This window comes from Pseudomonas sp. NFPP12, from assembly GCF_900103205.1.
Lineage (GTDB): Bacteria > Pseudomonadota > Gammaproteobacteria > Pseudomonadales > Pseudomonadaceae > Aquipseudomonas > Aquipseudomonas protegens.
Map to the genome: position 1 here is coordinate 38,438 of NZ_FMWW01000005.1, position 13,678 is coordinate 52,115.

12 protein-coding genes are annotated in these 13,678 nt (G+C 61.5%); 9 read left to right on the plus strand and 3 right to left on the minus strand.

Going from position 1 to position 13,678, the window contains the following annotated elements:
• Positions 1 to 74 precede the first annotated feature (74 nt).
• Complete coding sequence (locus BLS75_RS21310) at positions 75 to 1,064, plus strand: alpha/beta hydrolase family protein (protein WP_065365139.1); 990 nt, start codon at positions 75 to 77, stop codon at positions 1,062 to 1,064.
• Positions 1,065 to 1,109: 45 nt separating this feature from the next.
• On the opposite strand, the gene BLS75_RS21315 is transcribed toward BLS75_RS21310, so the two are convergent.
• Genes BLS75_RS21315 through BLS75_RS21325 form a run of 3 tightly spaced genes read right to left on the minus strand, consistent with a single transcriptional unit; the run spans position 1,110 to position 3,575 of the window.
• Positions 1,110 to 1,877: a TerB family tellurite resistance protein gene (locus BLS75_RS21315; RefSeq protein ID WP_072451742.1), complete on the minus strand. Its 768-nt coding sequence runs from the start codon at positions 1,875 to 1,877 to the stop codon at positions 1,110 to 1,112.
• A 1-nt stretch (position 1,878) separates the two neighbouring features.
• Entirely contained in the window at positions 1,879 to 2,553 is a 675-nt protein-coding gene (murU, locus tag BLS75_RS21320; protein ID WP_072451743.1) for an N-acetylmuramate alpha-1-phosphate uridylyltransferase MurU, read from the minus strand.
• Entirely contained in the window at positions 2,550 to 3,575 is a 1,026-nt protein-coding gene (locus BLS75_RS21325) for an aminoglycoside phosphotransferase family protein (RefSeq protein WP_072451744.1), read from the minus strand. Before BLS75_RS21325 ends, murU begins: the two co-directional genes overlap by 4 nt.
• A gap of 130 nt (positions 3,576 to 3,705) precedes the next feature.
• On the opposite strand from BLS75_RS21325, the gene BLS75_RS21330 reads away from it, so the two are divergent.
• The 8 genes from BLS75_RS21330 to BLS75_RS21365 all read left to right on the plus strand — a co-directional run bounded on the left by BLS75_RS21330 (position 3,706) and on the right by BLS75_RS21365 (position 13,579).
• Positions 3,706 to 6,528: an LPS-assembly protein LptD gene (locus tag BLS75_RS21330; protein WP_072451745.1), complete on the plus strand. Its 2,823-nt coding sequence runs from the start codon at positions 3,706 to 3,708 to the stop codon at positions 6,526 to 6,528.
• Positions 6,509 to 7,825, plus strand: a complete 1,317-nt coding sequence (gene surA, locus BLS75_RS21335) for a peptidylprolyl isomerase SurA (RefSeq protein ID WP_036997049.1) — start codon at positions 6,509 to 6,511, stop codon at positions 7,823 to 7,825. The genes BLS75_RS21330 and surA overlap by 20 nt, the downstream gene beginning before the upstream one ends.
• The gene (gene pdxA / locus BLS75_RS21340; protein ID WP_015637252.1) at positions 7,822 to 8,811 is read left to right on the plus strand and encodes a 4-hydroxythreonine-4-phosphate dehydrogenase PdxA; all 990 of its coding nucleotides are present in this window, start codon (positions 7,822 to 7,824) and stop codon (positions 8,809 to 8,811) included. Before surA ends, pdxA begins: the two co-directional genes overlap by 4 nt.
• The gene (gene rsmA, locus BLS75_RS21345; RefSeq protein ID WP_019094977.1) at positions 8,808 to 9,620 is read left to right on the plus strand and encodes a 16S rRNA (adenine(1518)-N(6)/adenine(1519)-N(6))-dimethyltransferase RsmA; all 813 of its coding nucleotides are present in this window, start codon (positions 8,808 to 8,810) and stop codon (positions 9,618 to 9,620) included. Before pdxA ends, rsmA begins: the two co-directional genes overlap by 4 nt.
• A 124-nt stretch (positions 9,621 to 9,744) precedes the next feature.
• The gene (gene apaG / locus BLS75_RS21350; RefSeq protein WP_011063828.1) at positions 9,745 to 10,125 is read left to right on the plus strand and encodes a Co2+/Mg2+ efflux protein ApaG; all 381 of its coding nucleotides are present in this window, start codon (positions 9,745 to 9,747) and stop codon (positions 10,123 to 10,125) included.
• Positions 10,125 to 10,994 carry a symmetrical bis(5'-nucleosyl)-tetraphosphatase gene (locus BLS75_RS21355; protein WP_072451746.1) on the plus strand — a complete coding sequence of 290 codons (870 nt, stop codon included), beginning with the start codon at positions 10,125 to 10,127 and terminating at the stop codon, positions 10,992 to 10,994. Before apaG ends, BLS75_RS21355 begins: the two co-directional genes overlap by 1 nt.
• Before the next feature lie 33 nt (positions 10,995 to 11,027).
• Positions 11,028 to 11,357: a thiosulfate sulfurtransferase GlpE gene (gene glpE / locus BLS75_RS21360; RefSeq protein ID WP_011063830.1), complete on the plus strand. Its 330-nt coding sequence runs from the start codon at positions 11,028 to 11,030 to the stop codon at positions 11,355 to 11,357.
• A 299-nt stretch (positions 11,358 to 11,656) separates the two neighbouring features.
• Complete coding sequence (locus tag BLS75_RS21365; protein ID WP_011063831.1) at positions 11,657 to 13,579, plus strand: PrkA family serine protein kinase; 1,923 nt, start codon at positions 11,657 to 11,659, stop codon at positions 13,577 to 13,579.
• Positions 13,580 to 13,678 lie beyond the last annotated feature (99 nt).

Consider the following 13,678-nt stretch of genomic DNA (forward strand, 5'->3'; position numbering starts at 1 on the left):
CTGAAGTCTCACACCCTGACAAATACTGACCAACCCATTAGGCTGCCGGAATTACTTCTGGCCTGGAATATCCGATGCCCCTTGTCCACCGCTCGGCACTGCCCGCATTGTGCCTGTCGCTGATCCTGCCCTGGACCTTTTCTGTGCAAGCTGCCGACCCGGCTCCAGAAACCAAGACTCCCGAGGAACAACCGGCGCAACGCCAACCCCTGCCTGAGCGTAGCCAGGAAGACGCCGCCGCCCTGGAGCGCCAGTTGCCCGCCCTGGAACAGCAGCAACTGCAAGCCGGCGGCGATACCTTCCTGGCCCTGTGGAAGCCGGCCAACACCAGCGACCCCAAGGGCGTGGTGATTATCCTCCCGGGAGCGGGTGAAACCGCTGACTGGCCGCAAGCCATTGCACCTTTGCGCAACAAATTGCCGGACACCGAGTGGGCCAGCCTGAGCCTGACCCTGCCCGACATGCTCAGCGAGGCCGCGCAACCACGGGTGGTCGAAGCCGCACCGGCCCCTACGGACAAGGCCAACACCGCCAAGGATGCCAGCACCGAGGCCAAGCCGATCGAGCAGGTCGCTGGCGGCGAAGCCGACGTGGCCGACCGGGTAGTAGCAGAAAGCACGGAAGAGCAGGTCAAGGCGGATGCCGAGCGCATCTTCACCCGCGTCGATGCTGCCCTGGCCTTTGCCGAACAGCAGAACGCCCGCAGTATCGTGCTCCTGGGTCATGGTACGGGTGCCTACTGGGCCGCACGCTACCTCAGCGAGAAACAGCCGGCCCAGGTACAGAAGCTGGTGATGGTAGCAGCCCAGTCCCCGGCCAATGGCAAACCGCAACTGGTGGAGATCACGCCTACGTTGAAGCTGGCCACTGCCGACTTCTTCTATGTCGACAAGCCTCTGGCGCAAAAAGCCGCCCTGGAGCGACTGCAAGCGAGCAAGCGCCTGAAGCACTCGAACTTCAGCCAGATTCCCCTCAAGGCCCTGCCCGGCAACAACACCGCCCAGCAAGAGCAGCTGTTCCGCCGGGTACGCGGTTGGTTGAACCCTCAGAACACCGATAGCTGAGCCCACAGGCCGCGACTGCCGCAGCGGCAATCGCGGCCTGCACCCTCAGCGGAATTCCCGGCGCTGGCGTATCAGGGCATAGGCGCTGTGCAGCTCCCGGGTCTTTTCCGTAGCCTCACGCACCTGTGCCTCGCTGGCGCCGTTGCCGGCGATCTTGTCCGGGTGATGGCGACTGAGCAGGCGCCGATAGGCCCGCTTGATCTGCGCCGGCTCGCTGGTAGCTGCAACCCCCAACAGGCGCAGCGCCTCTTGATAAGTCAGGGCGCCTTCGGCCAGTGACTTCCTCGCCGGACCGTAGTCCTGCGCCAGCGCCTGCACCTGCTCACGGGTCCAGCCCAGCCATTTGCCCCAGAGCTGGATCAGTTCGCGCTCCGCCGGCCCGACCCGGCCGTCGGCCCAGACCATGCGCCAACAGGCCCGCAGCACGCCTTCGGCGGCATGGGGCTGGGTCGCGAGGCGACGCAGATAGCCGCGCAGACGGTCATTGCCCGACTTGCCGCGATTGAACGCGGCAATCGCCCGCCGCTGGGCCGCATCGTTCATCTCCAGCGAGCGCATTTCCTGGCGCGCCTGCTGGATATGCCCGTCCATCACCCGGCCATCACTCTTGGCCAGCCGCCCCAGCAGCACGAACAGCAATTCATCATTGCGCAACGCCGGGCGACCGCCCAGACGTTCACGCACCTGCGCCCAGCTGTGCAGTTGCAGGCGCCGGTCCAGCGCCTGCCCCAGCAACGCACCGAGCATGGCCCCCGGAATACTGGCGATTGCAAATCCAGCTCCGGCTCCGATCAGAGTCCCTGGCCACCACATATCAGCGACTCGCTTGCAGCAAGTGTTCAACCTGGGCCAGACGTTCGACGGTGCCGACATCGATCCAGTGCCCCTGCATATGTTCGCCACTGACCTGGCCTTGGGCCATGGCTTCGCGCAATAGCGGCGCCAGCTTGAACGGACCGGCAACACAACCCTGGAATAACCGCGGATGCAGCACCGATATGCCGCTGAACGTGAGCGCCGCTGCGCCTGGCTGGCGGTCGTGCAACTGGCCGTTTACCAGGCAGAAGTCGCCACCACTGGGGTGGTGCGGCGGGTTGTCCACCATCACCAGATGAGCCATCCCGGCCAGGGGCCGGCGCAAGGCGGCAAAATCGTAGTCGGTCCAGATATCGCCATTGACCACCAGGAACGGCGCGTCCCCCAACAAGGGCAATGCCTGGAAAATCCCGCCGCCGGTTTCCAGCGGCTGGCCTTCGGCCGAATACTGAATGTTCAGGCCCCAGCGCTGACCATCGCCGAGGGCATCCTCGATATGCTGGCCGAGCCAGGCATGGTTGATGACGATGTCGCGAAAACCTGCCGCCGCCAGGGCCCGCAGGTGGTACTCGATCAGCGGCATGCCCGCTACAGGCAGCAAAGGTTTGGGAGTGGTCAGGGTCAGGGGGCGCATGCGCTCGCCCTTGCCGGCTGCCAGGATCATCGCCTTCATGCATGGGCTCCCGCCGGCTGGCGCAAGCTGAGCAGCAGTTGCGACAGCTCTGCAAGCTCGGGGCGTCGGGACGTCACCGCCTCTATGTAAGCAAAGAAGCGCGGCACGTCGGCCAGGTAGCGCGGCTTGCCATCGCGGTGGCAAATCCGCGAGAAGATACCGATCACCTTGAGGTGACGCTGCACGCCCATCAGGTCGCTGGCCCGCAGAAACTCGTCAAAGTCGTCCTGCACCGGGATTCCCCGCGCCCGCGCCTGGTGCCAGTACTGGCTCAGCCAGCCTTGTACCCGGGACTCCGGCCAACTGAGGAAGGCATCCTTGAACAGACAGGTCACGTCATAGGTCACCGGGCCGTAGACCGCATCCTGGAAGTCCAGCACGCCGGGGTTCGGTTCGCTGTGCATCAGGTTGCGTGGCATATAGTCGCGGTGCACCAGCACCTTGGGTTGCGCCAGGGCGCTGTCGATCAGCAGGTCGCTGGCACGCTGCCATTGCTCGCGCTGCTGCGGACTCAGGCTGATGCCCAGCTCACGGCCGATGTACCACTCGGGGAACAGCTCCAGCTCACGGCGCAGCAGGGCCACGTCGTAACTGGGCAGGGGCGCGTCCATCGGCAACTGCTGGAAGGCCAGCAAGGCCTGGAATGCGTCCTCGAACAGTGCGTCGGCATTATGTTCGTTGATCACTTCCAGGTAGGTCTGATTGCCCAGGTCATTGAGCAACAGGAAGCCGCGAGGCAAATCTTCTGCATAAATTTTCGGCACGTTGATGCCGCAAGTCGCCAGTAAACGGGCGATATCCACGAAGGGTTTGCAGTTTTCCTGGGGGGGCGGAGCGTCCATCACCACGAAGCTGCGACCCGCGCCCTGCCAACGGAAATAACGACGGAAACTCGCGTCGCTGCTGGCTGCGGTCAATGTTGCCGGGGGCACTTCACCCCAGCCCTGTGCTGCATAAACAATCGCCAACTGCTCATCGAGCCAAACTTTCAGGTGTTGCAAGCGTACATCTTGGTCAGGCATTACAAGGGTCTCCGACGGCGCTAGCCGTCAAGCGGGTCATGCTTTATTATCCAGCATCTTTTTCAGACCATCGAGAGGCGTGCGGCCCACACCGCGGGCAGATGGCACGCAGGAAGCCCGGACTAATAAGATGGCATTGAAATCCCCCGCGTTTCGTAAAAAATTTCCGTTGCTGGTTACCGGCAGTTTGCTGGCCCTGCAACCTCTAGCCACTTCCTTCGTGGTCGCCGCGGAACAGTATGACTGCTCAGTCTCTGCTTCGGGTGGCTGGGCCTGTGCGCCGAAAACCAGCGCCGCCCAACTGCCGCCGCGCCCGGTCCACGACGCCAACTCGGTCAGCTCCAGCGTCGCTACGGCAGCCGATGCTACGGGCGAAGAAGCCAGCGGCGACAAGTCGAAGCTGGTGACCGAGGCCAAGGGCCGTGGCCTGAAGTCCCGCAGTGCGGACTACAGCCACCTCGACTGGGTACCGCGCGAGAAGCTCACCGCAGCTCAATTGGCCGAGACCGGTCCTTACTGCTCTGGTTCCTATATCGAACCGATTCGTCCTGGCATGAATGACAAGACGAATAAAAGTGACGCTCCGACCTTTATCGGCGCCAAGGCTTCCCGCTATCAGCAGGAAGAACAGGTGGCGACCCTGGCCGGTGACGTGGTCATGCGCCAGGGCAGCATGCAGGTCGAGGCCGACGAGGCCAGCCTGTACCAGGCCGAGAACCGCGGCGAACTAAGCGGCAACGTACGCGTACGCGACAATGGCGCGCTGCTGGTAGGCGACCACGCCGACGTCCAGCTGGACACTGGTGAAGCCAAGGTCGACAACGCCGAGTACGTTCTGCACAAATCCCGCGTCCGCGGTAATGCGCTGTACGCCAAGCGTGCGGAAAACGCCATCATCCGCCTCAAGGATGGTACTTACACCACGTGCGAACCGAACAGCAACGCCTGGCAGCTCAAGGGCAACAACATCACCTTGAACCCGGCCACCGGCTTCGGTACCGCGACCAACGTGACCCTTCGGGTCAAAGATATTCCGGTGCTCTACACCCCGTATATCTACTTCCCGATCGACGATCGGCGCCAGTCCGGCTTCCTGCCACCGAGCATCGGCACCAGCAGCGACACCGGCTTCATGCTAGTTACCCCCTACTACTTCAACCTGGCGCCCAACTACGACGCCACGTTGTACCCACGCTACATGGCCAAGCGCGGCCTGTTGATGGAAGGCGAGTTCCGCTACCTGACCAAGAGCAGCGAGGGTCAGTTCGGCGCCGCGTACCTCAACGACGACGACACCGATCGCAAGAAGCAGACCGACTACGAAAAAACCCGCTACATGCTCAACTGGCAGCACAAGGGCGGGCTTGATCAGCGTCTGATGACCGAAGTCGACTACACCAAGATCAGTGATCCGTACTACTTCCAGGACCTGGAAACCGATCAGATCGGCGTGAAGTCTACCGATTACGTCAACCAGCAAGGCGCCGTGACCTACCGTGGCGACGACTACACCGCACGCCTGAACGTGCAGGCGTACGAACTGGCCAGCGTGTCCAACATCACTCCGTACAACAAGCTGCCGCAAATCACCTTCAACGGCGCGCTGCCGTACCATCCGCAAGGTCTGGATTTCACCTATGAGACCGAGCTGGTTCGGTTTGAGCGGGATCTGCTGAAAGGTAATTACACCGATAAGGATGGCGGGCCTATTGACCCGCTTACCGGCTTGGTAGGCAATCCGCGCCTGGATACTAACGTGGCTGGCCTGGCCCGTGCCAACGGCGACCGTCTGAATCTCAAGCCTGGTGTCAGCCTGCCGCTGAACTGGAGCTACGGTTACCTGACGCCGTCCTTGAAGTACATGTACACCCAGTACAATCTTGATCTGGATGCCCAAGGCAAAAACGACTTGGTCATCAACAGGAACAGAGCCGCTGCCTTGGGCGAGTCGTACAAGAGCTCGCAAAATCGTGGTGTGCCAATCGCCAGCGTCGATGGCGGTCTGTATTTCGACCGGGACACCCAATGGTTTGGCAAGAACTATCGTCAGACCCTGGAGCCGCGTGCTTTCTACCTCTACGTTCCTGAAGAAGATCAGAAGGACATCCCGGTATTCGATACTGGCGAACCCACCTTTAACTACGCGTCATTGTTTCGGGACAACCGTTTCTCGGGTTCTGACCGTGTCGGCGACGAAAACAAACTGTCCCTGGGTGTAACCAGTCGCTGGATCGAAGACAACGGCTTCCAGCGCCAGCGCGTAAGCGTAGGCCAGGCCATGTACTTCAAGGACCGCACCGTTCAGTTGCCCGGTATCGACTACCGTACCCGCGCCGACGCCACCTCCAACGTCTCGCCTTACGCCCTTGAGTACGAATACCGTTTCAACCGCGACTGGCGTGCCAACGCCGAGTACAACTGGGATCCGGATAGCCACAGCCCGCGTTCCGGCAGTGCGATGTTCCACTATCAGCCTGAAGACAACCCGAACAAGGTGGTCAACGCCGGCTATCGCTATCGCAACGACCAGATTCGCTACGACCAGAACAGCGGTACCTGGAAAATGGGTGGCGACTACGGCACTCCGGGCACTCCGGGCTACGTGAAGGACTACTACAAGATCCAGCAGCATGACTTCTCGGTGATCTGGCCGATCGTGCCGCAATGGAACGCCATCAGCCGTTGGCAGTACGACTACAACCGTAACCGCACGCTCGAGGCCTTCGGTGGTTTCGAATACGACAACTGCTGCTGGAAACTGCGCCTGATCAGCCGTTACTGGGTCAAGTATGACGAGTTCAGTCAGAACGCTCCTGAGAACGAGAAAGGCGACCGCGGCATCTTCCTCCAAATTGTTCTGAAGGGTCTCGGTGGCGTCATGGGCACCAAAGTAGAGAGCTTCCTCGACAAAGGCATCCAAGGTTATCGTGAACGTGAAGACCAAGCTTTCTGATTGTCTGCGCCCGCTGATGCTGGGCGCGCTGTTCCTGAGTACTGCGGCCAGCGCCGCAGTACAGTCCATCGACAAGGTCGTGGCCATCGTCGACAACGACGTGGTCATGCAGAGCCAGTTGGACCAGCGGGTTCACGAAGTCCAGCAAACCATCGCCAAGCGTGGCGGTGGCGTACCGCCTACCAGCGTCCTGGAGCAACAGGTTCTGGAACGCCTGATCGTTGAAAACCTGCAACTGCAGATTGGCGAACGCTCCGGCATCCGCATCACCGATGAAGAACTGAACCAGGCGATCGGCACCATTGCCCAGCGCAACAGCATGAGCATCGAGCAATTCCGTGCCGCCCTGGCCCACGATGGTCTCTCTTATGAGGACGCCCGTGACCAGGTTCGCCGCGAGATGATCATCAGCCGTGTGCGCCAGCGCCGTGTGGCCGAACGCATCCAGGTATCGGAACAGGAAGTGAAGAACTTCCTGGCCTCGGACCTGGGCAAGATGCAGCTCTCCGAAGAACTGCACCTGGCCAATATCCTGATCCCGACCCCGGAAAGCGCCAACTCCGAAGCCATTCAGAGTGCTGCCCGCCAGGCCATGGAGGTGTACCAGCAGCTCAAGCAGGGTGCGGACTTCGCCCAGCTGGCAATCGCCCGCTCCGGCAGCGACAACGCTCTGGAAGGCGGCGACATGGGCTGGCGCAAAGCGGCTCAACTGCCCCCTCCATTCGATCGCGAACTGAGCGCCATGGCCGTGGGTGACATTACCCAACCGGCCCGTACCCCTGGCGGCTTCATCATCCTCAAGCTGCTGGACAAACGGGGCGGCGGTAATCAGGTGCGTGACGAAGTGCACGTGCGTCATATCCTGATCAAGCCAAGCGAAATTCGCAGCGAAGAAGAGACCAAGCGCCTGGCGCAGAAACTCTACGATCGCATCGAGGCCGGCGAAGACTTCGCCGAACTGGCGAAAAGCTACTCGGAAGACCCTGGCTCCGCCCTCAACGGCGGCGACCTCAACTGGATCGACCCGAACGCCCTGGTGCCGGAATTCCGCGAAGTGATGGCCAAGACCCCACAAGGTCAACTGTCCAAGCCCTTCAAGAGCCCTTACGGCTGGCACGTACTGGAAGTCCTTGGCCGTCGCGCCACCGACAGCACCAGCCAGGCCCGCGAACAGCAAGCCATGACCGTCCTGCGTAACCGCAAGTACGACGAAGAACTGCAGACCTGGTTGCGGCAGATCCGTGACGAGGCCTACGTCGAAATCAAGCTGCCCGGCGCTGAACAGGCCGCACAGTGAAACCCAGACGTTTCGCTCTGACACCCGGCGAGCCGGCGGGTATAGGTCCTGACCTGTGCCTGCTGCTCGCTTCGCAACCCCAGCCTCATCCCCTGATTGCCATTACCAGCCGCGACCTGCTCCTCGAGCGGGCCGCGCAACTGGGCGTGGCCGTCGATCTGCTGCCGGTAACCCTGGAGCAACTGCCGACTGAACCCGCCCCGGCGAACAGCCTGTATGTCTGGGACACGCCCCTGGCCAAACCTGTGATCAGCGGCCAGCTGGACCAGGCCAATGCGGCTTTTGTCCTGCAAACCCTGACTCGCGCCGGCCAGGGCTGCCTGGACGGGCACTTTGCCGGCATGATCACCGCCCCCGTGCACAAAGGCGTGATCAACGATTCCGGAATCGCCTTTTCCGGCCATACCGAATTCCTCGCCGACCTGACCCACACCGAGCAAGTGGTGATGATGCTGGCCACCCACGGTCTGCGCGTGGCGCTGGTAACCACCCACCTGCCCTTGCGGGAAATCGCCGACGCCATCACTGTCGAGCGCCTGGAGCGGGTCACGCGGATCCTGCATGCCGACCTGCAGCACAAGTTCGGCATCGCCCGGCCACGCATCCTGGTCTGCGGGCTCAACCCCCACGCCGGTGAAGGCGGTCACCTGGGCCGCGAAGAAATCGACATCATCGAACCTACCCTAGAGCGCCTGCGCACCGAAGGCATGGACCTGCGCGGTCCGTTGCCTGCCGACACTCTGTTTACCCCCAAATATCTGGAGCACTGCGACGCAGTGCTGGCGATGTACCACGACCAAGGCTTGCCTGTGCTGAAATACAAAGGCTTCGGCGCAGCCGTCAACGTGACGCTCGGCTTGCCGATCATCCGCACCTCCGTCGACCACGGCACCGCCCTGGACCTGGCCGGCAGCGGCAAGATCGACACCGGCAGCCTGCAGGTCGCCCTGGAAACCGCCTACCAGATGGCCGAGAACCGTATATGACCGAGCAATACCAACACCGGGCGCGCAAGCGCTTCGGCCAGAACTTCCTGCATGACGCTGGCGTCATCGACCGCATCCTGCGGTCCATCCACGCCAAGCCCGAGGACCGCATGCTGGAAATCGGCCCGGGCCAGGGCGCCCTGACCGAGGGCCTGCTGGGCAGCGGCGCCCAGCTGGACGTGGTGGAACTGGACAAGGACCTGATCCCGATCCTCAACCAGCAGTTCGCCGGCAAGAGCAACTTCAACCTGCACCAGGGCGACGCCCTGAAGTTCGACTTCAACACCCTGGGCGCAGCGCCAGGCAGCCTGCGGGTGGTCGGCAACCTGCCCTACAACATCTCTACTCCGCTGATCTTCCACCTGCTGCAGAACGCCGGACTGATCCGCGACATGCACTTCATGCTGCAAAAGGAAGTGGTCGAACGCCTGGCTGCCGGCCCTGGCGGTGGTGATTGGGGCCGCCTGTCGATCATGGTCCAGTATCACTGCCGTGTGGAGCACCTGTTCAATGTCGGCCCGGGCGCCTTCAATCCGCCGCCAAAAGTCGACTCGGCGATCGTGCGCCTGGTGCCCCACGCGGTACTGCCACACCCGGCCAAGGATCATCGCCTGCTGGAGCGCATCGTGCGCGAAGCCTTCAACCAGCGCCGCAAGACCCTGCGCAACACCCTCAAGGCACTGCTCAGCAGCGCCGAGATCGAGGCCGCCGGCGTCGACGGCAGCCTGCGTCCCGAGCAACTGGACCTGGCCGCCTTCGTGCGCCTGGCCGATCAGCTGGCAGGCCAGCCCAAGCCCGCCACCGACTGAAACGCCCTCGGTTGATATCGGGTAGGACGCCAGACAGGATGTCTGGTCTACTACCCGATACTTGACCTAGACTGACCTCCATCAGTCCTGTCCCGCGTCCCGCTTTGCTTTAAAGGCCTCTTGCATGTCCGATCCTCGTTACCAGGTCGACGTCAGCGTCGTCACTCGCTTTCTGGCAGACCAATCGCAACCCGAGCAGAACCGCTTCGCTTTCGCCTACACCATCACCGTGCAGAACAATGGCTCCCTTCCAGCCAAGCTGCTGTCCCGGCACTGGGTGATCACCGATGGCGACGGGCATGTCGAAGAGGTCCGTGGTGCCGGCGTGGTGGGCCAGCAACCGCTGATCGCCGCAGGCAAAAGCCACACCTACAGCAGCGGCACGGTAATGACCACCCGGGTTGGCAACATGCAGGGCAGCTATCAGATGCTCGCCGAGGATGGCAAACAGTTCGACGCCGTCATTGCGCCCTTCCGCCTGGCCGTGCCCGGAGCCTTGCACTGATGGCGACCTACGCCGTCGGCGACCTGCAAGGCTGCCTGGAACCTCTGCAATGCCTGCTTGAACAAGTAGCCTTCGATCCCGCACGGGATCGCCTGTGGCTGGTGGGCGACCTGGTCAACCGTGGCCCGCAGTCGCTGGAAACCCTGCGCTACCTGTATTCGATCCGCGACTCGCTGGTCTGCGTGCTGGGCAATCACGACCTGCACCTGCTGGCCGTCTGGCGCAACGTCGAGCGCCTGAAGAAATCCGACACTCTGCGCGAGATCCTGGAGGCTCCCGATTGCGAGGAGCTCTTGCAGTGGCTGCGCCAGCAGAAGCTGATGCATTACGACGAAGCCCGCAACATCGCCATGGTCCACGCCGGCATAGCCCCCCAGTGGTCGCTGAAGAAAGCCCAGAAATGTGCCGCCGAAGTCGAAGAAGCGTTGCGCGACGACAACCTCTTCGACCCCTTCCTGGACGGCATGTATGGCAATGATCCAGCGAAATGGGACAGTGATCTCAAAGGCGTGACCCGCCTGCGGGTCATCACCAACTACTTCACCCGCATGCGCTTCTGTACCAGCGACGGCAAGCTGGACCTCAAGAGCAAGGAGGGCCTGGACACCGCACCACCGGGCTACGCCCCCTGGTTCAGCCACAAGGAGCGCAAGACCCGGGACCTGAAGATCATCTTCGGCCACTGGGCAGCCCTGGAAGGCCATTGCAACGAGCCCGGCATCTTCGCCCTGGACAGCGGCTGCGTCTGGGGCGGGGCCATGACCCTGCTGAATGTCGATAGCGGCGTACGCCTGACCTGCGAATGCGATGCCCAGGGCCGCACCGCCGCTCTTTCCCCCGACCCCCTGCCGGCACCGGCAAAGCGCTAGCCGGCGCTGATTATCAAGCTCCAGGAGCCCGCCATGAGCGAATTCAAACGCATCCCCCCAGAACAGGCCCAGGCACTGCGCGAGCAAGGTGCCGTGGTGGTGGACATCCGCGATCCGCAAACCTACGCACTAAACCACATCAGTGGCTCGCAACACCTGGACAATCACTCCATTTCCGACTTCATCCGCGCTGCTGACCTCGACGCTCCGCTGGTAGTGGTTTGCTATCACGGAAACTCGAGCCAGAGCGCGGCGGCCTACCTGGTCAGCCAGGGCTTTTCCGACGTCTACAGCCTGGATGGCGGCTTCGAACTGTGGCGCAGCACTTATCCGGCGGAAACCGCTCAGGGCAACCCTGAATAATTTTTTTCCGACGCTCTAGCCCGCGTACGACGCGGGCTGACGCAGTACCAGACGAACGGTAGCGGGCAACTAATTCCCCATCTCGCCTTGACCTCCCGGATTCCGAACTATCCTTAGCCTCAGGCCATCCAAATCAGGGGAGAGCCGGTACACCGGCGAGCGGGTCATCGGTACTAGCTTTCAAGGTCGATAGCTTTGAAAGTGTTCTGGGGGGTAAACAGCAGCTGGAAACTCAGCTGCATGCCAGCACTTGACTGACTGATCCGACGCCGGCTCCACGTATCGAGCGAGGTGACGTCATGAGTATTTTTAGCCACTTCCAACAACGCTTCGAATCCACACGCCAGGAAGAGTTTTCGCTGCAGGAATACCTGGAGCTGTGCAAGAAGGATCGAAGCGCCTACGCCTCGGCCGCCGAGCGCCTGCTGCTGGCCATCGGCGAGCCCGAATTGCTGGATACCTCGACCAATTCGAGGCTGTCGCGAATCTTCTCCAACAAAGTGATTCGCCGCTATCCGGCGTTCGAAGACTTCCATGGCATGGAAGAATGCATCGATCAGATCGTCTCCTACTTCCGTCATGCCGCTCAGGGCCTGGAAGAAAAGAAACAGATCCTCTATCTGCTGGGGCCGGTGGGCGGTGGTAAATCCTCCCTCGCCGAGAAACTCAAGCAACTGATCGAGAAAGTGCCCTTCTACGCCATCAAGGGCTCTCCGGTCTTCGAATCACCGCTGGGCTTGTTCAACGCCACGGAAGATGGCGCGATTCTCGAAGAAGACTTCGGCATTCCCCGGCGTTACCTCAACACCATCATGTCGCCCTGGGCCACCAAGCGCCTGTCGGAGTTCGGCGGCGACATCAGCCAGTTCCGGGTGGTGAAACTCTATCCGTCGATCCTCAACCAGATTGCCGTGGCCAAGACCGAGCCTGGGGATGAGAACAACCAGGACATCTCGGCCCTCGTGGGCAAGGTGGATATCCGCAAGCTGGAAGAATTCCCCCAGAACGACGCCGACGCCTACAGCTACTCCGGGGCACTGTGCCGGGCCAACCAGGGCCTGATGGAATTCGTCGAAATGTTCAAGGCACCGATCAAGGTGCTGCACCCACTGCTGACCGCGACGCAGGAAGGCAACTACAACAGCACCGAGGGCCTGGGGGCGATTCCGTTTACCGGCATTCTGCTGGCCCACTCCAACGAGTCGGAATGGCACACCTTCCGCAACAACAAGAACAACGAAGCCTTCATCGACCGGATCTATATCGTCAAGGTGCCGTACTGCCTGCGGGTCACCGATGAGGTGAAGATCTACGACAAGCTGCTGTTCAACAGCTCCCTGGCCAAGGCCCACTGCGCCCCCGACACCCTGAAGATGCTGGCGCAGTTCACCGTGCTTTCGCGCCTCAAGGAGCCGGAGAACTCCAACATCTACTCGAAGATGCGGGTGTATGACGGCGAAAACCTCAAGGACACCGATCCCAAGGCCAAGTCGATCCAGGAATACCGTGACAGCGCCGGCGTCGATGAGGGGATGAACGGGCTGTCGACTCGCTTTGCCTTCAAGATCCTGTCGAAGGTCTTCAACTTCGACCCTCACGAAGTGGCGGCGAACCCGGTGCACCTGCTGTACGTGCTGGAACAGCAGATCGAGCAAGAGCAGTTCCAGGCAGAAACCCGCGAGCGCTACCTGCGCTTCCTCAAGGAATACCTGGCACCGCGCTACATCGAATTCATCGGCAAGGAGATCCAGACCGCCTACCTCGAGTCCTACAGCGAGTACGGCCAGAACATCTTCGACCGCTACGTGCTCTATGCGGACTTCTGGATCCAGGATCAGGAATACCGCGATCCGGAGACCGGCGAAATCCTCAATCGCGTGGCCCTCAACGAGGAACTGGAAAAGATCGAAAAACCGGCCGGGATCAGCAACCCGAAAGATTTCCGCAACGAAATCGTCAATTTCGTCCTGCGCGCCCGGGCCAACAACAACGGCAAGAACCCCACCTGGCTCAGCTACGAGAAGCTGCGGGTGGTCATCGAGAAGAAAATGTTCTCCAACACCGAGGACCTGTTGCCGGTCATCAGCTTCAACGCCAAGGCGAGCAAGGAGGATCAGCAGAAGCACAACGACTTCGTCACACGAATGGTCGAGCGCGGCTACACCGACAAACAGGTACGGCTGCTATCCGAATGGTATCTGCGGGTCAGAAAGTCGCAGTAAAGCAGCTGCAAGCTTCTAGCCCCAAGCTGCGGGCACCTTGCCGTAGAGCCCTTGCGGGCTCTGCTGCAACGCTGCCTACCGCTTGAAGCTTATGTCTTG